Below are 24,177 nucleotides of genomic sequence, written 5' to 3' on the forward strand. Positions count from 1 at the left end.
CGGTGCAACGGAGCGGGGCTCCTCGGTGTTCGCCGGCCCCGGCGCAGGCGCTGCGCCGGGGGCCGTGAGGACGACTAGTCGGCGATGAGGCCGGGGAAGGCGTCAGGGTGCTCGGCGAGCCACGCCTCGACGGCGCCCTCGGGGTCACCCTCGTACTCGTCGCCCGTCACGAGCGCTTCGAGCGAACCGTAGGCGGCGTCGTCGAGCTGGATGCTCTCGATGAGCTCGGCCGCCTCGGGGTACTGCTCCGAGAAGCCGCCCGTGGCGAGGAAGTGCAGGGCCTCGGGCTCGCCCATGGCGCCCTTCGGATCCTCGAGATCCTTCACGGGGAAGGCGTCGTTCGCCCAGAAGGGGCGCCACAGCGTGACGACGACGTCCTCCTCGTTGTCGATCTTCTCCTGCAGCGTGGCGAGCATCGTCGCGGTCGACGAGGTGACGAGCGAGTAGTCGCCGTCGAGGCCGTACTCGGGCATCATGACGGTCTCGGTCTGCTCGGTCAGGCCCGCGCTCGGCTCGATGCCGATGATCTCGCCGTCGAAGCGGTCGGCCTGGCCGACGAGATCCTCGATCGAGTTCACGTCGTCCATGTACTCGGGCACCGCGATGGTGAGCACGGCGTTGTCGTAGTAGGCGCCGAGATCCTCGAGCTGATCGCCGTACTGCTCCATGTAAGTGGCGTGCGTCTTCTCGGACCAGGCCGAGGGGTACACATCGATATCGCCGTTGGCGAGGCCCGTGTAGAGCACGGCCGCCTCGGTGAGCTCCTCCATCTCGACGTCGTAGCCGAGCTTCTCGAGCTGGTTCTCGAGCAGGTAGGCGGTGCTGAGCCCGTCGGTCCAGCTGGGCAGGAAGCCGAGGGTGACGGTGCCCTTGTCACCGCCGTCGCCGTTCGCGGATCCGCCGTCGCTCGAGCAGCCGACGAGGGCGAGGCTGGCCGCCGCTCCGAGGGCGAGGATTCCGGTGAGCTTGCGCTTGATCATCGTGTTTCCTTTCTCTCCGCGCCCGGTGGCGCGGAACGGGGCTTGCGGCCCCGCGTGTTCATTCGTGGTCTTGCGGGTCAGTGGGCCGCGGCCGGCACGGACGCGGGGGAGGGCGTGCGCTCGTTGCGCTGCTTGCGCAGCACGCCGAGCAGCGACGACTTGTATTCGGCGGGGTTGCCGAGCGCGGCGGTCACGCGGTCGAGGAAGACGGCGAGGATCACGACGCTGAGGCCTGCCTCGACGCCCTTCGCGATGTTGAGGGTCGACAGCGCCGACACCACCTCCTTGCCCAGTCCGTTCGCGCCGGCCATACCCGCCACGACCGCCATCGAGAGGGCGAGCATGATGACCTGGTTGATGCCGGCCATGATGGTGGGGGTGGCGAGGGGCAGCTGGATGCCGCGCAGGATCTTTCCCGGGGTCGCGCCGAAGGCCTGGCCGGCTTCGACGGTCTCGGAGTCGACGCCGCGGATGCCGAGCTCGGTGAATCGCACGCCCGGCGGCAGTGAGAACAGCAGTGTGGCGAACACGCCCGGCACGAAGCCGACGCTGAAGAAGACGACCGCGGGGATCAGGTACACCAGCGAGGGCATGGTCTGCATGAAGTCGAGCACGGGGCGGATCACCGCGCTGAACCGGTCGCTGCGCGCGGCGAGGATACCCAGGGGCACCGCGATGATCACGGCGATCACGGCTGCGACGAGCACGAGCGCGAGCGTGAGCATCGCGTTCTCCCACTGGTCCATCGCGACGATGAGCAGCATCGTGACGGCGGTGCCGACCGCGAGCTGCCACGAGCGGACGAGCCAGCCGAGCAGCGCGAACACCAGGATCAGTGCCGCGAACGGGATCGCGACGAGCACGTCGGCGAGGCCCTCGACGAGCCAGCCGACGACGAGGGTGACGAAGTCGAGCAGCCATTTGAAGGCGCCCTTAAACCAATCGAGGGCGTCGGCGACCCAGCCGCCGAGGGGGATGCGGAAGCCGTCCATCAGTGCGCCTCCTCACTCGCGAGCGGTGCTCCGGGCGCGCCGACCGCGCTCTCCTCGAGAGTCTGCGTGATCATGGCTGCGGGAACCTCCGGGGTGGGTTCGATGACCGGGATCTCGGTCGTGGTGGTCGGCAGGTCGGCGAGCGCCGCCAGCAGGGTCACGCGCGGTACGACGCCGATGAGGCGATCCTGCTCATCGGTCACGGCGACCGGCAGCGGGCTCTCGACGGCGAGTTCGAAGAGGTCGGCGATCAGCTGATCGCGCTTCACGATCGAGGGAGTGGGCCGCAGTCGTTCGGTGAGATCGGTGCTGCCCTCGCGCACCTGCCGCAGCACGTCCTTGTCGCGCACCACGCCGAGCAGCTTGCGCCCGGAGTCGGTGACGAAGCAGGCCGAGGTCTGCATGTCGCGCATCGTCTTGAGCGCCGTGCGGGGGCCGGCCGATGCGAAGACGACGGCGTGCGGCGGCTCCATGACGTCGCCGGCGGTGAGCACGCGCGCCCGATCCACGTCTTGCACGAACTGGGCCACGTAGTCGTTCGCCGGGTCGGTGAGGATGTCGTTGGGGGTGCCCACCTGCACGATGCGGCCGTCGCGCATCACCGCGATGCGATCGCCCAGGAACATGGCCTCGTTGAGGTCGTGCGTGATGAACACGATCGTCTTGCCGAGCTCCTGCTGCAGCTCGATGAGCTGCTCCTGCATCTCACGGCGGATCAGGGGATCGAGCGCCGAGAAGGCCTCGTCCATGAGCAGGATGTCGGTGTCGGCCGCGAGGGCGCGGGCGATGCCGACGCGCTGCTGCATGCCCCCCGAGAGCTCGCCGGGGAAGCTGCGCTCCCAGCCGGCGAGGCCGACGCGTGCGAGCCAGCCGCGCGCCCGCTCCTGACGCTCGGCCGGGGCGACGCCCTGCAGCTCGAGGCCGTAGGCGACGTTGTCGAGCACCGTGCGGTGGGGCAGCAGCGCGAAGTGCTGGAACACCATCGACATGTGGTCGCGGCGCAGTTCGCGCAGCTCGGCTGCGCTGCGCCCCACGACCTCGCTGCCGTTCACCTTGATGGAGCCGTCGGTGGTCGGGTTGAGGCCGTTCAGCATGCGGATCAGCGTGGACTTGCCCGATCCCGAGAGGCCCATCACGACGAAGATCTCGCCCTTGCGCACCTCGAAGCTCGCGTCGATCACGGCGGCGGTCCCGTGCGCGCGCAGCTCATCCCGGGAGGCGCCCTGCTTGAGCTGCTTCACGACCTCCTTGGGCCGGCGCCCGAATACTTTGTAGGCGCGCTCCACCTCGATGGCGGGCGCGCCGTCGAGTGCCCTGTCGGGCTGCTCAGTTGTTCTGTTCACTTTTTCAACCCCTCTGGCGTGGGGACCGCGGAACCGCGGGCACACCGCTATGGAGTGCCGACGCGGCGCCGAAAAACGGCTCGCTCGAACCGCGGCCTCCCAACAGGCCGGATATCGTATTGCGGAATGCTCACCGGCCACCTGCCATCGCGCCTGCCTTCGGCTCGCCGTAGCTCAGCGAATTCGATCCGAGGGGCGCGACGAGCGGCATCAGATGTGCACTCGACGCTGCTTCGACGCTAACAAGGTTCGGGGGCGACTTGCAAGGCGAGCGGGGTCGCGTCGTGCCCGAGGAGAGCCGTGTACTTCGGTCTGATCAGGAGTTTCATCACATCACCATCGTTATCCGGACGTTACACAGGCGGCGCTTCGGCGGCGTCGAACCACGCTCGGGTCGCGCCCCGATACCGGCAGAACGCGTGCTCGGAAAGGTCCTTGGATGACCGCGAGCCATCCCGCCCGGTGTCAGACTAGAGTTGACCCGGTATCCCCCTATCCCTTCGCGATGAGGTTCCCGTGCCCGATCCTTCGATGATGCGCCGCGTCGTCGCGACGCGTCCGCCGGGTTCGGCGCAGTGACGAGGCGGTGGGCCGGCGCGGGCCCTCGGCATCCCCGACGCGATCTCCACACGCAGGTGGACGGACTCTCGGTAGGTTTCAGCCCCGGCGACCTCGCCGAGCTGCAGCGCATCCAGCGACGCAAACGCGTCTTGTTCGCGGGCGGCGCCGTGACCGTCGCCCTGCTGGTCGGCGGCGCGATGGTGACTGGCTGCCTCAGGCTCTCGGCGCGCTGATGAGCGCGCAGTCGGCGCCGGGCGCCCAGGGCCCGGCCGGCGAACGCGGCGAAGCGGGCGAGATCGGCGCTCCCGGCACGCCCGGCGCCGTCGGCCCTGCGGGGCCCGCAGGGCCGACGGGAGCGAGCGGCGCGCCGGGCGCCGCCGGGCCCCCGGTGCGGCCGGTCAGCCGGGGGCGCCCGGCGAGCCGGGTGCTCCGGTCTCCCCGTCACTCCTCGCCGAGGGATCGGGTCTCCACGTCGATTCGGGCGCGCTGGGTCTGATGCTGTGCCCGGCGGGCCGCACGCTCGTCGCGACGGCCGAGGGCGGGTGGGAGTGCTCCGGCGGCCCCGTCACGGCCGGTGTCGCATACTCAGCCGAGAGCTGCGGCGCCGAAGGCGCGCAAGGCCTCGCTGTGGTCGACGGAGCGCTCGCCTGCACGGCGTCCGGCGGCGACGGTGCGGCGATCCCGGATCCCGAACCACCCCGGGATGCGCCCGCGGCGGAGACCCCGGCGCAGGAGGCTCCCCTCGCCGACGACCCGGTCGAGGCGACGCCCGCGGGCGGGGGCGCCGGATCGGTCGCGCCGCCGCTGCCCGTTGCGCAGCTGTCGCTGAGCACCGAGATCGGCGGCGCGCTCGGCATCCCGGTGCCGAGCTGCGAGTCGGGCGAGCGCGTTCGCTGGACGGGCGCCTCCTACGATTGCGGCGTCTCGGCCGAGCCGCCCGCCGACGCGTGCCCGGCGCCCGGCGAGGTCGACTACCTCGACGAGAGCGCGCTGCGCTTCACCGACGAGCAGGGGCGCGGGTGGCTGCGCCTCAACGGCCAGGAGTTGGTGCGCAGCGACTTCGCCGAGGTGCCCGACGCGCTCTTCACCGAGGGCGACCCGGTCGTGACGCCCGCGATGGACGCCGAGGTCGTCGGCGGCTACCGGGTCGCCGATTCGACCTCCGTCGCCCCCGAGGGTGCGGTGGCGGCCTTCACGGTGTTCTCGCGGCCGGCGGAGCTCGGGATCGACGTCGCCGCCCTGCCCGCGTGGCAGACGGGCACGCCGCCGCTCGGCGAGTGGCTCTCGGTGTCGCTGCCCGAGCAGCGCACGGTGACACGCTACGCGCTGCAGGCTGCCGGGGATCCCGGGTCGGCCCCCGCCGAGTTCCGCCTCGAGGGCTCGAACGACGGCGCCTCGTGGGCCACGCTCGACACGCGCTCCGGCCTCGAATGGCAGCCGTACGAGGAGAAGACCCTCGAGGTGCTCTCGCCGCAGCAGTTCGGTCGGTACCGACTCGTGATGAGCCGCGCAGGGGCGGGCGGCTCGCCAGTCTCCGTGCTCGGGCTGCGGCTGCTGCACGCGAGCGACGCCCACCGCAACCTCGTGGCGCTGCCCGCGGTCGACGGGCTGCAGCCCTACACCCGCAGCGAAACGGCGTGCACGACCGCTGATCAGGCGAGGGCGCGGTCGCACAATCGCGGGCAGATCCTGCCGTGGGACGGCACCGCGACGGCCTGGGCCGATCCCGCGGTGCTGCGCTTCGATCACGCCACGGGACTGTTCGCGAAAGCGCTGCAGGTTGAGACGCTGCGCGATTCGGAGGGGCGCATCGGCGACGAGGGCGACGTGCTCACCGTGGTCGACGGCAAGATCAAGTGGGTGCCGCTCTCGCGGCTCCGCGGCTGAGTCGACCCGGGCACGAGCCGGCAGGGTGAGACTACCTGCGCCCGCGGGTGAAAAACGCCGCCCGAGGGTGATTGTTGCTCCGGTATAGCGCCTCCTGTCCGATACCGGGGGATACGCTGTGAGAACCATCCGGGGTCGAGAGTGCGTTGAGGGGAGCGACGCGGCATCGGGGTGATGTCGGCGTACCGTTCTTCGATCAGGAGGCTCTCCATGCGGGCTGGGGGCGTTGGTGCTGCGCGTTCGCGGGCGGGTCGCGGAGCGTTCTTCGGTGCGCGCCGGGCGGACTCATCGCGTTCGTCGCAGTTGCCGAGGCGCGACCGAGCACGGCTGCCGGTGCGCCGGGCGGTGGCATGGGCGGTCGCGGTAGGCGTGGTCGCGGGCGGTGCCGTGGTGGCGAACGGGCCGTTGGCCGAGGCGGCACCGGGCCCGAACCCGCAGGTGGAGTTCTCGCTCGCGCGGGTGTTCGACGGCACGGGGCACGGCACCTCGTCGGCGTCATTCGTGAACAGCGCAAACGGCTTCGCCCCCGGCGACGACACCGCGACCGACGGTGTGGTGCGACCGACGGGGTGCGGGGGCGACTCGGGTGCGTGCCGCGTGACGCTCACGACACCCCAGTGGTTCGCGTTCCCGCTGCCGGTGCTGGGCGGTGCGACCGTACTCGGCATCCTCACCTGGGGCGGCCTGATCGTCGCCGTCGGCCTGCTGGCGGCGGTGCTCCGGCGACGCCGGGGCCCGCACGCGGACGGGTCGGCGCCTGCTGAATCTATGAACTGAGTTGGTACGTAAGCAAGGATCCCCCCCTCGGGTGGAAGAAGGGAACATCACATGTCGAGAACTACGAGGCGGTTGAGTGCCGCCGTGGCGGCGGTCGTGTTAGGGGCGACCGCGCTGATGGGGGTCGCGGTGTCTGCGGCGTCCGCGGCGCCGTCGAACATCGATCCGGATGAGCCGCGGAGTCTCACGATTCATAAGCTGTCGCAGCCGGCCACTTCAGGCGCCGCCGGTGACGGGTCGGAGGTGCCGTCGGGCAGCCTGCCGGCAGGGGCGCTGCCGATCGACGGGGTGACCTTCACTGCGCGTGAGGTCACTGAGATCGGCGGGGTCGCCGTCGATCTCGAGACCGATGCCGGCTGGGCGCTGATCCAGCCCTATCTTGCGAATCCCGGCTCATTCACGACCGCGGGGAATACGCTCGTCCCGGCGGGAACCGGTGTGACCGGAGCAGCCGGCGTGCCAGGAGAGCTGGTATTCGATTCGCTGAACGTGGGGCTCTTCTATGTCGAAGAGACCGACGCTCCCGCGAACGTGAGTACGCGCGCACAGCCGTTCCTGGTGACGCTGCCGATGCCCACGACCGAGCCGGGCGTGTTCCGGTACGACGTGCACGCGTACCCAAAGAACCTAGCCACGACCGCGGTGAAAACGGTGAACGACACCGACTCGTACGCACTCGGCGATGTCATCACCTGGACCGTGTCGGGCAACATCCCCCTCTCGCCGGTGAGCGACTACCGGGTGGTGGATACGCTCCCCGCCGAACTCGCCTACGCGGCTTCTCCGGCACCGACGGTGACAATCCGTTCAGCCGCGGGCGCACCGGTTCAGCTCACCTCGCCCACCGACTTCACGGTCACTCCCGCGGGCGACGTCTACACGATGGAGCTGACCCCGCAGGGGTACGACGAGCTCTGGCTCGCCGGCGACAACGCGCAGGTCGATTTCACCATCGCGACGACGGTGACCTCGATTCCTTCGGACGGCACGATCACGAACACCGCGAAGGTCTTCATCGACAGCGCTGAGTTCGACGTACAGGCCCAGTCTTTGTGGGGTACGGCTCGTGTGAACAAGCATGCGCAGGGTGATGAGGATGCTCGTCTTGCGGGTGCGGAGTTCCAGGTGTTCGCCACCGAGGCTGCGGCGAACGCTGCGGCGGCTCAGGTCGCTGCGGGGGATCCGGTGACGGGTGGGCTCGAGTTCGGTGCGGGTTCGACCGCGGGGGCCGATCGCAAGACGTTCACCACCGCCGATCAGGGCGCCGATCACGGCTTCGTGGTGATCAACGGGCTGAAGGCGTCGGCTGCGGGCACGAAGTACTGGGTCGTCGAGACGAAGGCTCCGGCGGGGTATGTCGCCGCGGCTGCGCCCACCGAGATCACGGTGTATCCGGGCACCGGTCTCACCGGCAGCGGGTCGGTCGCGAACGTGCCCAACCAGATGCGCGAGGCCGGGGCGCTGCCCGTGCTCGGCGGTGCGGGCATGACCGCGATCGGGGTCGCGGGCGCGATCCTCATCGCCGGCGGCGTGCTCTTCGCGACCTTCGGACGCCGCAAGCAGACCGAGGATCCCGCCGAGGTCTGAGCCGAGCATTCCCGCCCCCTGAACCTGTCGAAGGGGGCGGGAAGACGCCGCACGCAGGAGGCTTTCCGGCCCCGAGCCGGTCGAAGGGACGGAGATCCACAAGACTCGTAGCAAGACGATCCACGACATCCGGTAAATCCAGAGTTAAGTGCTAGAAAAAACACGAATACTCCTCAAAGAACAATTAGCATCCATATAAGATGAGCACATCTCTATCTGCCTTCCGCTCCGCAGCCACCCACCGCAGGAGATCATGACCGACACCCGAGCAGCGCCGCCGAGCACCGCGCCCGCCGAAGCCGCACCCGCCAGGGGCGCGGCTTCGAAGCGTCCCCGCGCCGGCTTGTCGCTCTCGCCCGGTCGTCGGGTCGTCGTCGCCACGATGGTGTGGCTGGGCGTGCTGGTGCTGCTCTACCCCTCCGCCGCGCAGTGGTTCGAACAGCGCGCCCAGTCCATCGCCACGCGCGAGCTCTCCAGCACGGTCGAGAAGGTCGGCCCCACGCTGCGCCACCAGCTGCTCGACGCCGCGCGCGGGTACAACCAGCGCTTCGCCCTGGGATCCGGTCTGCCGGGCGACGACTACCGCGACACGCTGCTGCTGCCGAGCGCCGACGTCATTGCTCGCCTGCGGGTGCCCGCGATCGACCTCGATCAGCCGATCCGGCACACCCTCGACGAGAGCGCCCTCGTGCGCGGGGTCGGCCACTCCGAGAACTCGTCGCTGCCCATCGGCGGCGTCGGCACCCACGCCGTGCTCGGAGCGCACCGCGGAGTCGCCGAGTCGGTCGGCTTCACCCACCTGCCCGAGGTGAAGAAGGGCGACCTGATCCACATCGAGGTGATGGACGAGGTGCTCACCTACCGGGTCACGTCGACCGAGGTGCTCGAGCCCCAGCAGGCCGCCCTGCACCCCGTCTACGCCGATCGAGACATCATCTCGCTCATCACCTGCACACCCCTCGGCGTCAACTCCCACCGCTTCGTGGTGACCGCCGACCGGCTGGAGCCCCCGCCCGTGCAGCAGACCGCCGGTCAGGCCTCGATGCTGCCCAGGTTCCCCTACTGGGCGCTGGGCGTCGCCGCAGCGACCATCGGTCTCGCCGCAGTGATCGTGCACGCGCGGCGCGAGCACAAGCGCGAGAGGCTCGCCGCGTTCGAGGAAGGCCTCGCCAGGATGTGCGAGAGCGCGCCGGCCGCACCCACCGCGGCTGCCGGCCCGTCGGTCGATCCGACTGCCGAAACGGAGCGCATCCGATGACCGGCATCCCTCCGAACCAGACGCGCACCCAGCAGGGGACCACGAGCGAACAGCATCCCGCTCCGCCGAGCCACGGCGAACAGTCCGCGCAGCAGCGGGTACCCTGGGACGCCTCGACCGCACTCGACGAAGCAATGGCCCGTCTCCGCAGCGTGCTCGCCGAGAGCAAGAGCGAACTCGAGGCCCAGGCCGATCCCGAGGCTCCCGTGCCGGGTTCGGGCTCCGCGGTGGCTCCGAGTGCCGCCTCGGCGACGCCCTCGTCTGCCGCAGCGCAGTCGAAGCAGACGAGCGAAGAGGCCGCGCAGCGACTCTTCTCCGACATCGCCGAGACCCGCAGCATCGCCCGAGCCTTCGATGCGCGCACCGACGGCCTGGCCGCAGCCCCAGTCGGCACCCCTGCCGAGCGCGCGGCAGCGAGCGCCCCGCAGTCGGCCCCCGATCTCGCACCCGCCTCGAAGACCCCCGCAGCAGCCGCCCCCGTCGAAACCTTGCCCGAGAGCGGTCCGCAGCAGACATCGGTCGAGGCGGCCCCGCCGCACACCCGACCGAGCCGAAACGGCAGCCGAAACCGAGGCGCGCACCCCGACCGCAGCGGCAGCCGCGGTCCGAGCGCGAGCCGCGCACCGAGACCGAACACCCGCCTCGCTCGGAGCCGCCGAGCGGCGACGGCTCCCGCCCCGACGGCCGCCCGCGGGGTCTGCTCGAGCTGTGGCGGACCCGCTGGGTGCGCGTGCTCGTGATCTCTGTGGCGGCCGCGCTGATGCTCGGCGCGGTGGCTGTGGCGGTGCCGATCATCGCGAACCCGCCCCCGCGAGCCGGCGGCGATGCCGCGGCGGAGAGCGCCGCATCGACCGGACTCTCGGGCGATGAGCTCCTCACGCGGGTCGGCTCCCTCATGGTCCTGCCCGAGGAGGCCCCCACCATCGCCACGGTCGAAGATCCGGCGACGCTCAGCGCGGAACCGTTCTTCGCCCGGGCCCAGACCGGCGACCGCGTGCTCATCTTCCCGGAGAGCAGACTCGCGGTGCTCTACCGGGAGTCGCAGCACCTGATCATCAACGCCGGCACGCTGAGCGTCGGCGTCGACCCCGCCGCCCGGGCAGACGCTCCGATCGAAGAAGCAGTGGAGCCGCCCGCAGAAGAGGCGCCCGCAGAAGAGGCGCCCGCGATTGAATAGCCCGCCCGAACACCCCTCATCGTCATCGAACCAGCAACGACCGAAAGAGCACAGCATGTCGCTACACGAATACGAGATCCCACGCGAAGTGCGGGGCTACTCTCGCCACGCCGTCGATCGACTCCTCCGCAACTTCGAGGCGAAGGTGCAGCAGGTGCAGGCCGACCGCGACGGCATCGCCGACCGTCTGCTCGACGTCGAAGCTCAGCTCGACATCGCCAAGAAGCAGCTGTCGAAGGCCCAGCAGAGCAAGCCCAACTTCTCCGGCCTCGGTTCGAAGTTCGAGGAGGTGCTGCGCATCGCCGAGTCGCAGGCCGAGAAGATGATCACCGACGCCCACGCCAAGGCCGAGCAGATCGCCTCCGAGGCCGCCGCCGATGCGCAGCGCCGCACGCGCGAGAGCGAGACCCGCGCCGCTCAGCTGATCAACGACGCCACGGCCCGCGCAGAGAAGATCCGCCTCTCCAGCGAGACCCACGCCGCCGAGATGTCGAGCCTCGCCAACAAACGGCTCACAGAAGCCAGCGACACACTCGCCTCCACCAAGCGCGAGGTGTCGCGCCTGCAGGCCGAGGCCGAGAGCGAGGTCGTGCAGATGCGCACCGTCGCGCAGCAGCAGATCGACGAACAGCGCGCCGAGATCAACCGCATGCGGGTCGAGACCGAGCACGCCGTGCTCGCGGCGGAGCGCGCCATCGCGCACCGCCAGGAAGAGGCCGAGACCGAATACGCCCAGCGCCACGAGGCCGCCCTGAGTGAGGCGCAGGCCGTGCTCGACGAGTCGAACGCGAAGGCCGCCGAGATCAACCGCCGCGCCTACGAGGTCTCGCAGGAGAGCGAGGCGCTGCACGCGCGTGTGCAGCAGTACGTCGAGCAGCAGCGTCGCGATGCCCTCGAACAGGCCCGCAACCTCATCGAGGCGGCGCGCCTGCAGGCCGAGGCCGTCACTCGCGAGTCCGAGGAGTTCTCGGAGCGCCTCTTCGGCCGCGCGCTCACGCGCCTCGAGCAGATGCGGGGCGAGATGGACTACGTGCAGGAGTTCGTCAACCGGGGCAAGGCCGCCCGCACCACCGACGCCGTCATCGCCGAACTTGAGCAGCAGCTGAGCGAGGCCTGACGCGCGACTCTTCGACTCGGGGCTCGCGCTCGGGTCGAGGCCGAGCCGCGTGCGATAGACTGCAACCCATCGACTGCGATCCGGCCATCACCGGGGAGTCTTCGGAAGAACGGTGCGCGATCCGCGAGAATCGCTCGCCCAGTAGAACCGAACGGGTACGGCCCGTCACAGCCGAATGAAGAGGCTGAAGCGTTCCCGCACAGGGCGCGCATGAGGCAAGCGGGGTGGTACCGCGGGTGAGGGATCCAGCATCCCCGAGCTCGTCCCGGCACTGATGCACCGCCGATCCGACACCGAGACCCACCGATGTCAGTGGTCTCAGTCAGACTGGCGGCAGACAGACCGAGAAGCCAGGAGCGAGCAATGCCGTACCCCCAGCAGTCGACCGGAACGACCCCCTCCGGTGCGTCGACGCCCTCGAACGAGCAGGCGAGCACCGCGGGTGTGAACCCGTCGCCGAGGTTCCCGGAGATCGAGCGGCAGGTGCTCGAGTTCTGGAAGGGCGACGACACCTTCCGCGAGTCGATCCGCCGCCGCGAAGGCGACGAGGAGTGGGTGTTCAACGACGGCCCGCCCTTCGCCAACGGCCTGCCGCACTACGGCCACCTGCTCACCGGCTACGCCAAAGACGTCTTCCCGCGCTTCCAGACCATGCGCGGCAAGAAGGTCGAACGGCGCTTCGGCTGGGACACCCACGGCCTGCCCGCCGAGCTCGAGGCGATGAAGCAGCTCGGCATCACCGAGAAGGCCCAGATCGAAGAGATGGGCGTCGCGGCCTTCAACGAGAAGGCCCGCGAGTCGGTGCTGCAGTACACGCGCGAGTGGGAGGAGTACGTCACCCGCCAGGCTCGCTGGGTCGATTTCGAGAACGACTACAAGACGCTCAACCTGGGGTACATGGAGAGCGTGATCTGGGCGTTCAAACAGCTCTACGATCGCGGCCTCGCCTACGAGGGCTCGCGCATCCTGCCCTACTGCTGGCGCGACGAGACCCCGCTGTCGAATCACGAACTGCGCATGGACGACGACGTGTACCAGATGCGGCAGGACCCGTCGGTCACCGTCACCTTCCCCCTCACCGGGCCCCGAGCCGCCGAGCTCGGCCTCGACGGCGTGCGCGCGCTCGCCTGGACCACCACCCCCTGGACCCTGCCGACCAACCTGGCCCTCGCCGTCGGCCCGGAGATCGCCTACGCGCTCGTGCCCGCCGGCCCTGCGGGCGCCGCCGACGGCGGAGCGGCCGGCGAAGCCCGGTACCTGCTCGCCGTCGATCTCGTAGGCAACCACGCGAAAGAGCTCGGCTACGAGTCGGCCGATGCCGCCCGCGAGGCCGTCGAGCGCACCGTCGTCGGCGCCGAGCTCGCGGGTGTGCGCTACGAGCGCGTCTTCGACTACTACGCCGACACCGAGGCGTGGGGCACCGAGAACGCCTGGCAGATCCTCAGCGACGACTACGTGTCGACGGCGGACGGCACCGGCATCGTGCACCAGGCCCCCGCCTACGGCGAAGACGACATGCGCATCACCGGCGCGGCCGGCATCCCCGTCATCGTGAGCGTCGACGACGGCGGCCGCTTCCTGAAGCCCGTCACCGACGTGGCCGGCGAGCTCTGGATGGACGCCAACCGCCCCCTGATCCGCCTCATGCGCGAGCGCGGCAGGCTGCTGCGCGAGGCCAGCTACGAGCACTCGTACCCGCACTGCTGGCGCTGCCGCAACCCGCTCATCTACAAGGCCGTCTCGAGCTGGTTCGTGCGCGTCACCGACCTCAAGCAGCGCATGATCGAGACGAACGAGCAGATCACCTGGGTGCCCGAGAACGTCAAGCACGGCCAGTTCGGCAAGTGGCTCGAGGGCGCTCGCGACTGGTCGATCAGCCGCAACCGCTTCTGGGGCAGCCCGATCCCCGTCTGGAAGAGCGACGACCCCGACCACCCGCGCATCGACGTGTACGGTTCGATCGCCGAGCTCGAACGCGACTTCGGAGAGCTGCCGCGCAACGCGTCGGGCGAGGTCGACCTGCACCGCCCCTACATCGACTCGCTGACGAGGCCGAACCCCGACGACCCCACGGGCAGGTCGACCATGCGCCGCATCGAAGACGTGCTCGACGTCTGGTTCGACTCCGCCTCCATGCCGTTCGCGCAGGTGCACTACCCGTTCGAGAACGAGCAGTGGTTCGACACCCACCAGCCCGCCGACTTCATCGTCGAGTACATCGGGCAGACCCGCGGCTGGTTCTACGTGCAGCACGTGCTCGCCACGGCGCTCTTCGACCGGCCCGCGTTCAAGAACGTGGTCAGCCACGGCATCGTGCTCGGCAGCGACGGCAACAAGATGTCGAAGAGCCTGCGCAACTACCCCGACGTGAACGAGGTGTTCGACCGCGACGGTTCGGACGCGATGCGCTGGTTCCTCATGGCCTCTCCCGTCGTGCGCGGCGGCAACCTCATCGTCACGGAGGAGGGCATCCGCGAAGGCGTGCGCCAGTTCATCCTGCCGCTCTGGAGCACCTGGTACTTCTTCAGCCTCTACGCCAACGCCGACGGGGTGATGGGGCGGTGGCGCACCGATTCCAGCGATCCGCTCGACCGCTACATCCTCGCGAAGACCGGTCGGCTCGTGCGCGACGTCGAGGCGCACCTCGACGCGCTCGACACGACGTCGGCCGCCGAGTCGCTGCGGGCCTACGCCGAGGTGCTCACCAACTGGTACGTGCGCCGCTCGCGCGACCGCTTCTGGGAGGGCACCGCGGGGGCGAACGGCAAGCCCGAGAACCGGCAGGCGTTCGACACGCTGTACACGGTGCTCGAGACCGTGGCGCGCGTCGCGGCACCCATGGCCCCCCTCATCACCGAAGAGCTGTGGCGCGGTCTCACCGGCGGCCGCTCCGTGCACCTCGAAGACTGGCCCTCCGCCGACGCGTTCCCCGTCGACGACGAGCTCGTCGCCGCCATGGACGAGGTGCGTCAGATCACGTCGCAGGCGCTCGCCCTGCGCAAGGCGCATCGCCTGCGCGTACGTCTGCCGCTCGCCGAGCTCACCGTCGTGACCTCGCGACCCGACGCGCTCGAACCGTTCGCCGACATCCTGAGCGAAGAGCTCAACGTCAAGGCCGTGCACCTCGTGCAGCAGACCGGCACCAGCGCCGAAGAGCACGGCATCGTGCAGACCCTCGCCGTCAACGCACGAGCAGCCGGGCCCCGCCTGGGCAAGCAGGTGCAGCAGGCCATCAAGGCCGCCAAGTCGGGCGACTGGAGCGAGCAGCGCGGCACCATCGTCGCGGGCGGCATCGAACTCGAACCGCACGAGTACGAGCTGACCCTCAGCGCCGGCGACGGGGGAGCGGGCGACTCGGGCGGCCCCGCGCTCGCACTGATCCCGGGCGGCGGCTTCGTGCTGCTCTCGACCAGCACGACGCCCGAGCTCGAGGCCGAGGGGGTGTCCCGCGACGCGATCCGCGCCGTGCAGGAGGCTCGCAAGAACGCCGGCCTCGACGTGAGCGACCGCATCGTGCTCGCGCTGAACGCGGCGCCCGAGCACGCAGCCGCACTCGAAGCGCACGCGGATCTCATCTCCGCCGAGACCCTCGCGGTCGGCTTCGCCGCCCATGCCCTGCCCGGCGACGAGTTCGCCGGGCTGCTGACCGGGCTCCCCGAGACCGGCCCCGGCGTGTTCATGTCCCGCGCCGACGCGCTCGGCACCGGCAAAGACCCGCTCGTCATCACGATCGACGTCACCGAGCACTGGAAGCAGGCCGCAGAGTGAACCCGACGAACGCCGACGCCGCCGCACGCGTCTACGAAGAACTGCTCACCCGCGTGGGCGAGGCGAACCCGCGCCCGCGCATCGAGCCGGTGCGCCGCCTCGCCGAGCTCGCCGGCACGCCGCAGCTCTCGTACCCGGTGATCCAGGTCGCGGGCACCAACGGCAAGACCTCGACGAGCCGCGCCATCGAGTCACTGCTGCGAGCCCACGGCCTGCGCACCGGCCTCTTCACGAGCCCCCACCTCGTCGACTTCACCGAGCGCTTCCAGCTCGACGGCGAACCCATCGACGGCGAGCTGCTCGCCTCGGCCTGGGACGAGCTGCGCCTGCCGCTCGAGGTGGTCGACGCCGAGCTCGAGGCGGCGGGGCACGGGCCGATCACCTTCTTCGAGGCGCTCGCCGTGCTCGCCTACGCGGCGTTCGCCGACGCGCCCATCGAGGTGGCCGTCATCGAGGTCGGCATGGGAGGCGAGTGGGACGCCACGAACATCGCCGACGCGCGTGTCGCCGTGTTCACTCCCATCGATCTTGACCACACCGCGATCCTCGGCCGCGACGTCGAGACGATCGCCCGCACGAAGGCCGGCATCGTCAAGCCCGGCAGCGCGGTCGTCACGGCCGAGCAGCATCCCGACGCGCTCGCCGAGCTCGAGGCCGCGGCCGAACGGGCGGGCTCCCGCTTCGTCGTGCAGGGCCGCGACTTCCGCCTCATCGAGGATCGCGTCGCCGTCGGAGGCCGCCAGATCGAGTTCGTCGGGCTGAGCGGTCGCCCGTACGACCCGGCCTTCGTACCGCTCTTCGGCCGCCACCAGGCCGAGAACGTGACACTCGCGGTCGCCGCCGTCGAGGCCTTCTTCGGAGCCGAGCGCCCCGTGCCGGAAGAGGTGCTCGACGAGGGCCTCGGGCAACTCACGTCTCCCGGCCGGCTGCAACTCATCGGCACCGACCCCGTCATCTACGTCGACGCCGCGCACAACCCCCACGGCGCCGAGGCGCTCGCCCGGGCCGTCGCCGAGTCGTTCAGCTTCGAAGAGCTGGCGCTGGTGGTCGGCGTGCTCGAAGAGAAGGACGCCTTCGGGCTGCTGCGGGCGCTCGCACCGATCGCCCACCGCGTCACCGTCACTCCGGTCGAGTCGCCCCGCTCGATCGACCCCACCGCGCTGCGCGAGGTCGCAGAAGACGCGATCCCGGACACCCCCGTCGAAGTCGCCGACTCGCTGCCCGAGGCGCTCGACGAGGCGCGGGCCTGGGCGGCTCGCGGCGAGGGACGGGCCGTGCTCGTGGTCGGCTCCGTGCTGCTCGCGGGCGAGGCCATCGCGCACGCGCGCTCCGAAGAATGGGGGATCGCGTGAGCCGCGACAACACCGTGCCCGAACCGGCTGCAGGCCCGGGCCGCGAGAACGACTCCGACGACGATCTCAAGCTGTCGCCCTCCGAGACCATGGCCCACAACTCGGCCATGCGCATCTCGGGTGCGCGCCGAGGCGCGCAGTCCACGCAGAAGGCGCTCGCCTCGATCGTGCTCGGCTTCGAGCTCATCGTGGTCGTGCTGATCGGACTCTCGCTCTTCGGGCTCAGCGTGCTCGAACCCCGTGAACTCGGCCTCTACATCGGCGGCGGCCTCGGGCTGCTCATCATCGTGGCGCTGGGCATCATGCGCCTGGGGCGGGCCGGCATCATCCTCGGCTGGATCGTGCACGCCCTCATGCTCGCCACCGCGATCCTGCTGCCGATGGCGCTGATCGTCGGCCTGCTGTTCACGGGCCTCTGGATCTACTGCATGGTGAAGGGCGCCCAGATCGATCGCAACCGCGCCGCCTGGCTCGCGGCTCAAGGCGGCTGAGCCCCCACTCGATAGACTCTGTTCGGGGTGAGACGCACCCCGACGAACCGGTACCGAAGGAGCGTGCATGTCCGCTGAAGAGACCCTCATCCTGGTGAAGCCCGACGGCGTGGCCCGCGGCCTCACCGGCGAGATCCTGCGCCGCATCGAGGCGAAGGGCTACACCATCGCTGACCTGCGCATGGTGCGCGCGGATCGCGAACTGCTCGCCGCGCACTACGCCGAGCACGAGGGCAAGCCCTTCTACGAGCCGCTCATCGAGTTCATGAGCTCGGGCCCGGTCGTCGCGGTGCGCGCCCAGGGCGAGCGCGTCATCGAGGGCTTCCGCTCGCTCGCGGGCACCACCGACCCCACCACGGCCGCGCCCGGCACGATCCGCGGCGACCTCGGCCGCGACTGGGGCCTCAACGTGCAGCAGAACCTCGTGCACGGCAGCGACTCGACGCTGTCGGCCGAGCGCGAGCTCGGGCTCTGGTTCGCCTGATCCCGCGGTCGTGAACGCCCTGAGCGCCGCCGAGGCGCGTCGCATCGCCCTCGCGGCTCAGGGCTTCACGAACGCGCCCCGACTGCGGCGCCGGCGCCCCTTCGACCCCGCGCTCGAGTCGCTGCACGTGCTGCAGATCGACTCGGTCAACGTGTTCGCGCGCAGCCACTACCTTCCCGTGTTCTCCAGGCACGGCCACTACGAGGCGGACGCCCTCGACCGCCACCTGTGGCGCAGCGGCGAGTACACCGAGTACTGGGCGCATGAGGCCGCGTTCGTCCCGGTGCGGGATCGGGCGCTCTTCGGGTGGCGCATGGACGAGTTCCGCGACCGCTACCGCAGCGATGGCCGCGCCGAGGCGCTGGCGCCCACCATCGACCGCGTGCGCTCGGCGCTCGCCGAGGGCAGGCCGCAGTTCGTGCGCGAACTCGAAGACGGCCCCCGCAGCGGCCGCGGCCCGTGGTGGGACTGGAGCGACACGAAACGCGCCGTCGAGAAGCTCTTCGCCTGGGGCGAGGTCGTCTCGCACGGGCGCGAGGGCTTCCAACGCCGGTACGCTCTCGCCGAGCAGGTGCTGCCCGCGCAGGCGCTCGAACCGGTCGAGCGAGAGCAGGCCCAGCGCGCGCTCGTCGAACGCGCAGCCCGCTCGCTCGGGGTCGCCACGCTCGCCGACCTCGCCGACTACCACCGGCTGAAGGCAGCCGATGCGCGGTCGGCGGTACGAGCGCTCGAAGACGACGGAGTACTGCTGCCCGTGCGCGTCACCGGTTGGACCCGGGCCGACGGTGCGCCGGAGCCCGCCTGGTTGCACCGCGACGCCCGCGTACCCGCGCGGCTCGCCCCCGACGCCCTGCTCACCCCGTTCGACCCGGTGGTCTGGTTCCGGCCCCGGGCCGAGCGCATGTTCGACTTCCACTACCGCATCGAGATCTACACGCCGAAGGAGAAGCGCCGCTACGGCTACTACTGCCTGCCGCTCATGGTCGGAGGTCGTCTCGCCGGGCGCATCGATCTCAAGGCCGATCGGCCGCGCCGGGCGGGGGAGCGGGGCGCACTGCTCGTGCAGGCCGCCTGGCAGGAGCAGCGCGCACCCGCCCGCACCGCCGAGGCGGCCGTCCCCCTGCTCGCGAAGGCCGCGCGCTGGCAGGGGCTCGACGAGGTGCGGGTGAGCGGAGCGGGCGACCTGCCGTTGCCCGCACGCTTCGACGCCGCCTAGGGCCTGTGGCTCGCCGGGGTGCGCGGGGCCCAGGGGCTCGTGAAGCCCCGTTCCCGGGGTCGAGAGTGCCCATTCCCGGGCTCGAGAGGCGGATTTCGCACGGGATCCGACGAGCGGAGCTGCGAAATCCGCCTCTCAGCGCGGGTGGGGTGAGGGGATGGCGGGAGCGAGGCCAGAACATATCGGGGGCGCGGGACGTGGGGCGGCCGATCCGCCAGGGGCGATCCGCCTCCCGCGAACCGACGCGAGAATGTCAGTGGCTCCGAGTACCCTCGAGATCATGGAACCCACGCGCAGCGTACGCCCCTTCGAGGTGATCAGCGAATACGAGCCCAGCGGCGATCAGCCGAAGGCGATCGAAGAGCTGGCCGGGCGCATCAACGCGGGCGAGACCGACGTCGTGCTGCTCGGCGCGACGGGCACCGGCAAGTCGGCCACCACGGCCTGGCTCATCGAGGCCGTGCAGCGCCCCACCCTCGTGCTCGCCCATAACAAGACGCTCGCTGCCCAGCTGGCGAGCGAGTTCCGGCAGCTGCTGCCCAACAACGCGGTCGAGTACTTCGTGAGCTACTACGACTACTACCAGCCCGAGGCCTACGTGCCGCAGACCGACACCTTCATCGAGAAAGACTCGTCGGTCAACGCCGAGGTCGAGCGCCTGCGCCACTCCACCACGAACGCGCTGCTCTCCCGACGCGACGTGGTCGTGGTCTCCACGGTGTCGTGCATCTACGGTCTCGGCAAGCCCGAAGAGTACTACGAGGCCATGGTGCCGCTCGTGGTCGGCGACAGCCTCGATCGCGACGTGCTGCTGCGGCGCTTCGTCGACATGCAGTACCAGCGCAACGACATCGAGTTCGTGCGAGGCAACTTCCGCGTGCGCGGCGACACGGTCGAGATCATTCCCATGTACGAAGAGCTGGCCATCCGCATCGAGTTCTTCGGCGACGAGATCGAGGCGCTCTACTATCTCCACCCCGTCACGGGCGAGGTGATCAAACAGGTCGAGACCGTGTCGGTCTTCCCCGGTTCGCACTACGTCGCGAGCCGCAACGTGATGAACCGCGCGATGGGCACCATCGCCGAAGAACTCGACGGGCGCACCCGGGAGCTCAAGCAGCAGAACAAGCTCGTCGAAGAGCAGCGCCTGCGCATGCGCACCACCTTCGACCTCGAGATGATGGAGCAGATCGGTTTCTGCTCGGGCATCGAGAACTACTCGCGCCACATCGACGGGCGCCGGCCCGGCGAGGCGCCGCACTGCCTGCTCGACTACTTCCCGGACGACTTCCTCGTGGTGATCGACGAGTCGCACGTCACCGTGCCCCAGATCGGTGCGATGTACGAGGGCGACGCGTCGCGCAAGCGCACGCTCGTCGATCACGGGTTCCGGCTGCCGAGCGCACTCGACAACCGGCCCCTGAAGTTCGACGAGTTCAAGCAGCGCGTCGGCCAGACCGTATACCTCTCGGCCACCCCGGGCGCCTACGAACTCGAGCGCGCCGACGGCATCGTCGAGCAGATCATCCGCCCGACGGGCCTCATCGACCCCGAGATCGTGGTCAAGCCCTCCCAGGGGCAGATCGACGACCTGCTCGAAGAGGTGCGGGTGCGAGCCGAGCGCGACGAGCGCGTACTGGTCACCACGCTCACCAAGAAGATGGCCGAGCAACTCACCACCTTCATGGAAGAGGCGGGCATCCGGGTGCGCTACCTGCACTCCGACGTCGACACGCTGCGCCGCGTCGAACTGCTCACCGAGCTGCGCGCCGGCGTCTACGACGTGCTCGTGGGCATCAACCTGCTGCGCGAGGGCCTCGACCTGCCCGAGGTGTCGCTCGTCGCGATCCTCGACGCCGACAAAGAAGGGTTCCTGCGCTCGTCGACCTCGCTCATCCAGACGATCGGCCGCGCCGCCCGCAACGTGTCGGGCCAGGTACACATGTACGCCGACACGGTCACCCGCTCGATGCGCGAGGCGATCGATGAGACCAACCGCCGACGCGAGATCCAGGTCGCCTACAACACCGAGCACGGCATCGACCCGCAGCCGCTGCGCAAGAAGATCGGCGACATCACCGAGATGCTCGCCCGCGAGGCCGCCGACACCGAAGACGTGCTCTCGCGCACCGGCGCCCACGCCCAGCGCAAGGGCGGGTCCGGACAACGGGCGAAGGGCAAGTCCGCGTCGAGGGCCGGCGCCATCGGGGCCGAGGGCGCCGCGAAGCTCGAAGAGCTCGTCTCCGACCTCACCGAGCAGATGCTCGTGGCCGCAGAAGAACTCAAGTTCGAGCTCGCCGCGCGCCTGCGCGACGAGGTGGCAGAACTGAAGCGCGAGCTGCGCAGCATGGACGCCGCGGGCCACCTCTAGGCGAGATCATCGCAGACCCAGCCCGTCGAGCCGAGCAACGATCGGAGCCCCGTGTACTGTGAAACGCCCATCCCCGGGCTCGGCACGCTCTGGATCTCCAGCCCGGCAGAGGGCGCGACCACCATCTCGGCCGACGGCTGCGCCGACATCATCCTGCGCGACGACCAGCTGATCGTCGCCGGTCCCTCGACGAGGTGGCTGCTCGCACGCGGAAGCGAGCAGCATCCCACGGTGGGGCTCAGGTTCTCTCCGGGGCTCGCGGGTGCGGGTCTCGGCATCGACGCGTTCGAGCTGCGCGACCGCATCCTCCCCGCCCAGGGCCTGCTGCCCACCGCACTCGCGGAGCGCGGGGAACGGGCGCTGCGCGCCCTGCTGGGCGCGGCGGAGTCGCCGGCGGCGCGCGGGCCGCAAGAGGGACCGACGAGCGGCGCCCCCGATCTGTCGAGGGCGGCAGAGTCTCGGTACGCGGGGAGGTTGCGCGATGCAGCGCGGGCCGTGCCTCGAGAGCTCGCGCTGCACTCTGAGGCGCGGCGGCTGCGGTGGGTCGACGAGGTTCGGGCCGCGGCGCTGCGGGCCGAACCGCTCCCGCGACTCGCCCGCCGCCTGGGATACTCGGAACGGCAGCTGCGCAGGCGCATGCTGCAGACGTTCGGCTACGGATACGCCTCGCTGCGGCGGGTGCTGCGGGCGGAGCGGGCGCGCGACCTGATCCTGCGAGGCGCGCCCCTCGCGACGGCGGCGAGCCTCGCCGGATACGCCGACCAGTCGCATATGGCGCGCGAGTTCGGGCGGGTGATCGGAGCCGCGCCCGCTCAGCTGGCCGCGGCCTCCGGGTCGAGCGGCGCGTAGAGATCGATCGAGTTGCCGTCGGGGTCGAGCACGGTCGCGTAGCGCTGCCCCCACGGCGCATCCCAGGGCTCGGTGTGCGCGGCCGCCGGGTACTGCTGCACGAGCTCGGCGTAGGCCCGGTCGACCTCGGCGGCGCTCTGCGCCCGGCAGGCGAAGCCGATGCGGCCCCCGCCTGCGACGGGGAGCTCGAAGTCCGGCATGAATCTCCGGATCGTCGAGACCGGATCCCAGGCGAGCGTCATGCCGCCCGGCAGCGTCGCCTCGGCGTGGGGCGCCTGCTCCTGCCCGTGCGGGACGTCCACGCCCAGGGCGCGGTAGAACCCGAGCGAGGCCGGAAGGTCGGCCGTGACGATACCGATGAAGTCGAATTGCAGTGTCATAGCCGCCAGCGTAGGCCGAGCGCGGGATGCGCGCTAGAACGAATCGGACACGCGGAAGGGCCCGGATCGCGGGCCCGGGTCATGACCGCTTCAGCACGCGGCCCGGTCGGATCGCCGCGCCTTCGCCCGGGCACCTCCCAGGGCTCACAGCACCAGGTAGCCGTAGCGGTCGGCGATCCGGTCGATCACACCGAGCAGCTCGTCGAGGCCGAGCGGCAGCAGCGCGGCCGGGTGCTGGGGGAGCGCATCTGCCGCATTCGCCCAGAGCGCCACCACGCGCACGGTCGGCACGAGCGACGACGCCGAGACCACTCCGTCGAGTTCGGGGTAGCGTCGCGCGATCTCGCGCGCCCACGCCCGCGATTGCTCACGGTCTCCGGAGGAGATCGCGGCGTTGCCGCCCGCGACCGCGATCCAATCGCTGTCGGAGAGGTCGAGCAGGCGCAGCGGCCGCGTGGTCTCGAAGGCCACGAGCGTGGGGGAGCCGTCGCGCAGCCGGATCATGCGCTGCGCCTGGAACACCTCGAGCAGAGCAGCCGCGAACGAACCGTCCACGGCATCGTCGGGCCGCTGGACGGAGCCCCCGGAGGCCCCGGCGCTCTCGATCACCCCGTACATCACACCGATGCCGTGGTGGTCGCCGACGGGCAGCGGGTGCGGGTCGAAACGGCCGTCGAGCGGTCCGAACGAGCGGAACTCGTGCCACGCGACCGGGTGGGCCCCGCCCGCCCGGAAGATGCGCACGATCAGTGTGCCTGCGGGCACCTCGCGCACCCAGCGCGGGTCGACGTCGAGGTCGGGAAAGCGGGCCGAATCCGGCTCGGGCAGCTGCTCGCTCACGGCAGACGGTTCAGCGCGTCGTCGACCGCGGCCGCGGCGAGGGCGGGATCCCCTCCCTGTGCCAGCCACTCGAAGGGCGCCAGCTCCTCGTCGTCGACGCGCAGGCGCATCGCGGGGGAGGTGAGCACCCGCTCGACGAGCGCCAGCGGGGTGCCCGCCGGGATCGCGGCCGCGACGATCGACCAACCGGGCAGCTCGCGGCCGTCCGGAAACTGGAATGAGGGGAGTCGCCAGCCGTCGCTGCGGCGCTGGGCGAGCAGGGTGCCCGCGGCGCAGCGCTGCCGCACTCGGGCGGGGGTGACGCCGAGCGTCTCGGCGGCCTCGCCGACGGTGACGCTGAGCTCGGCGAGCTGGCGCTCCCACAGGCGGCTGCGCCGGGTGGCGGGCAGGGAGGTGGGGCGCCGCAGTTCGCCTTCGCTCACGTCGAGACGGGCCAGCACCGACATCTCGGCGCCCGTCAGGCCTCGGAGATCGGCCTGCTGGTGGGCGAGGATGTCGGCGAGCAGCTCTTCGGCGATGTCGAGGCGATCGTCGTCGAGCTGCGTGATGAGCGCGGTGAGCCGGTCGCGGCTGGGCCGCAGGGGAGCACCCGCGAGGTCGCGGCGGCTGCGGGGGAGTTCGGCGGGAAGGTGCGCGATCGACATCTCAGGTCCTTTCGAGAACTTGCATCAATAATATCCGAAAGCGACCTGGGAGGGAAGTGCGCCTGCGGCGAAATCCGCCGAATCACTCGTACACATGTTCGAA

General features: G+C 70.5%; 21 protein-coding genes. 15 read left to right on the top strand and 6 right to left on the bottom strand.

Translation table 11 applies throughout. The features are described 5' to 3' along the window. Positions 1-74: 74 nt before the first annotated feature. The 3 genes from Leucomu_RS08030 to Leucomu_RS08040 all read right to left on the bottom strand — a co-directional run bounded on the left by Leucomu_RS08030 (position 75) and on the right by Leucomu_RS08040 (position 3,315). A complete protein-coding gene (locus Leucomu_RS08030) occupies positions 75-980 on the bottom strand; it encodes a glycine betaine ABC transporter substrate-binding protein (protein ID WP_128386878.1) in 906 nt (301 codons plus the stop codon). 77 nt (positions 981-1,057) lie between these two features. Continuing rightward, the gene (locus Leucomu_RS08035; protein WP_017884716.1) at positions 1,058-1,972 is read right to left on the bottom strand and encodes an ABC transporter permease; all 915 of its coding nucleotides are present in this window, start codon (positions 1,970-1,972) and stop codon (positions 1,058-1,060) included. After that, complete coding sequence (locus tag Leucomu_RS08040; protein ID WP_228407040.1) at positions 1,972-3,315, bottom strand: quaternary amine ABC transporter ATP-binding protein; 1,344 nt, start codon at positions 3,313-3,315, stop codon at positions 1,972-1,974. The genes Leucomu_RS08035 and Leucomu_RS08040 overlap by 1 nt, the downstream gene beginning before the upstream one ends. Positions 3,316-3,950: 635 nt before the next feature. On the opposite strand from Leucomu_RS08040, the gene Leucomu_RS15180 reads away from it, so the two are divergent. The 15 genes from Leucomu_RS15180 (at position 3,951) to Leucomu_RS08110 (ending at position 22,210) form a co-directional block, all read left to right on the top strand. After that, positions 3,951-4,109 (top strand): hypothetical protein, encoded by a 159-nt coding sequence (locus Leucomu_RS15180; RefSeq protein ID WP_164884527.1) that lies wholly within the window; start codon positions 3,951-3,953, stop codon positions 4,107-4,109. A 262-nt stretch (positions 4,110-4,371) separates the two neighbouring features. Continuing rightward, a complete protein-coding gene (locus Leucomu_RS08045; RefSeq protein WP_128386879.1) occupies positions 4,372-5,763 on the top strand; it encodes a discoidin domain-containing protein in 1,392 nt (463 codons plus the stop codon). Positions 5,764-6,108: 345 nt separating this feature from the next. Continuing rightward, complete coding sequence (locus Leucomu_RS08050) at positions 6,109-6,540, top strand: hypothetical protein (protein WP_128386880.1); 432 nt, start codon at positions 6,109-6,111, stop codon at positions 6,538-6,540. A 51-nt stretch (positions 6,541-6,591) separates the two neighbouring features. After that, positions 6,592-8,127 (top strand): SpaH/EbpB family LPXTG-anchored major pilin, encoded by a 1,536-nt coding sequence (locus Leucomu_RS08055; protein ID WP_128386881.1) that lies wholly within the window; start codon positions 6,592-6,594, stop codon positions 8,125-8,127. Positions 8,128-8,380: 253 nt separating this feature from the next. Then, positions 8,381-9,385 carry a class C sortase gene (locus Leucomu_RS08060; RefSeq protein WP_128386882.1) on the top strand — a complete coding sequence of 335 codons (1,005 nt, stop codon included), beginning with the start codon at positions 8,381-8,383 and terminating at the stop codon, positions 9,383-9,385. Then, positions 9,382-10,125 carry a hypothetical protein gene (locus Leucomu_RS08065; protein WP_128386883.1) on the top strand — a complete coding sequence of 248 codons (744 nt, stop codon included), beginning with the start codon at positions 9,382-9,384 and terminating at the stop codon, positions 10,123-10,125. Before Leucomu_RS08060 ends, Leucomu_RS08065 begins: the two co-directional genes overlap by 4 nt. Beyond that, positions 10,116-10,562, top strand: a complete 447-nt coding sequence (locus Leucomu_RS08070; protein ID WP_128386884.1) for a hypothetical protein — start codon at positions 10,116-10,118, stop codon at positions 10,560-10,562. Before Leucomu_RS08065 ends, Leucomu_RS08070 begins: the two co-directional genes overlap by 10 nt. 55 nt (positions 10,563-10,617) lie before the next feature. After that, complete coding sequence (locus Leucomu_RS08075) at positions 10,618-11,679, top strand: hypothetical protein (RefSeq protein ID WP_128386885.1); 1,062 nt, start codon at positions 10,618-10,620, stop codon at positions 11,677-11,679. Positions 11,680-12,042: 363 nt separating this feature from the next. Continuing rightward, positions 12,043-15,447 carry an isoleucine--tRNA ligase gene (gene ileS / locus Leucomu_RS08080; RefSeq protein WP_128386886.1) on the top strand — a complete coding sequence of 1,135 codons (3,405 nt, stop codon included), beginning with the start codon at positions 12,043-12,045 and terminating at the stop codon, positions 15,445-15,447. Beyond that, positions 15,444-16,799, top strand: coding sequence for a bifunctional folylpolyglutamate synthase/dihydrofolate synthase (locus Leucomu_RS08085; protein ID WP_017884704.1), 1,356 nt, complete (start codon positions 15,444-15,446; stop codon positions 16,797-16,799). The genes ileS and Leucomu_RS08085 overlap by 4 nt, the downstream gene beginning before the upstream one ends. Beyond that, on the top strand, positions 16,796-17,290 hold the full coding sequence (locus tag Leucomu_RS08090; protein WP_228407041.1) for a DUF4233 domain-containing protein: 495 nt from the start codon (positions 16,796-16,798) through the stop codon (positions 17,288-17,290). The genes Leucomu_RS08085 and Leucomu_RS08090 overlap by 4 nt, the downstream gene beginning before the upstream one ends. A 67-nt stretch (positions 17,291-17,357) precedes the next feature. Next, entirely contained in the window at positions 17,358-17,774 is a 417-nt protein-coding gene (ndk, locus tag Leucomu_RS08095) for a nucleoside-diphosphate kinase (RefSeq protein WP_017884702.1), read from the top strand. Positions 17,775-17,784: 10 nt separating this feature from the next. After that, positions 17,785-18,990, top strand: a complete 1,206-nt coding sequence (locus Leucomu_RS08100) for a winged helix-turn-helix domain-containing protein (protein ID WP_128386887.1) — start codon at positions 17,785-17,787, stop codon at positions 18,988-18,990. Positions 18,991-19,270: 280 nt separating this feature from the next. Continuing rightward, a complete protein-coding gene (uvrB, locus tag Leucomu_RS08105; RefSeq protein ID WP_128386888.1) occupies positions 19,271-21,361 on the top strand; it encodes an excinuclease ABC subunit UvrB in 2,091 nt (696 codons plus the stop codon). Between the two features lie 51 nt (positions 21,362-21,412). After that, positions 21,413-22,210, top strand: a complete 798-nt coding sequence (locus tag Leucomu_RS08110) for a helix-turn-helix transcriptional regulator (protein WP_128386889.1) — start codon at positions 21,413-21,415, stop codon at positions 22,208-22,210. Here Leucomu_RS08110 and Leucomu_RS08115 read toward each other — a convergent pair. The 3 genes from Leucomu_RS08115 to Leucomu_RS08125 form a co-directional block, all read right to left on the bottom strand. Further along, a complete protein-coding gene (locus Leucomu_RS08115; RefSeq protein WP_017884698.1) occupies positions 22,174-22,590 on the bottom strand; it encodes a VOC family protein in 417 nt (138 codons plus the stop codon). The genes Leucomu_RS08110 and Leucomu_RS08115 overlap by 37 nt on opposite strands. 144 nt (positions 22,591-22,734) lie before the next feature. Then, positions 22,735-23,430, bottom strand: a complete 696-nt coding sequence (locus tag Leucomu_RS08120; protein WP_128386890.1) for a hypothetical protein — start codon at positions 23,428-23,430, stop codon at positions 22,735-22,737. Beyond that, positions 23,427-24,074, bottom strand: a complete 648-nt coding sequence (locus Leucomu_RS08125; RefSeq protein WP_128386891.1) for a hypothetical protein — start codon at positions 24,072-24,074, stop codon at positions 23,427-23,429. Before Leucomu_RS08125 ends, Leucomu_RS08120 begins: the two co-directional genes overlap by 4 nt. Positions 24,075-24,177: the final 103 nt, after the last annotated feature.

The sequence above is a fragment of the Leucobacter muris genome (genome assembly GCF_004028235.1).
GTDB lineage: Bacteria > Actinomycetota > Actinomycetes > Actinomycetales > Microbacteriaceae > Leucobacter > Leucobacter muris.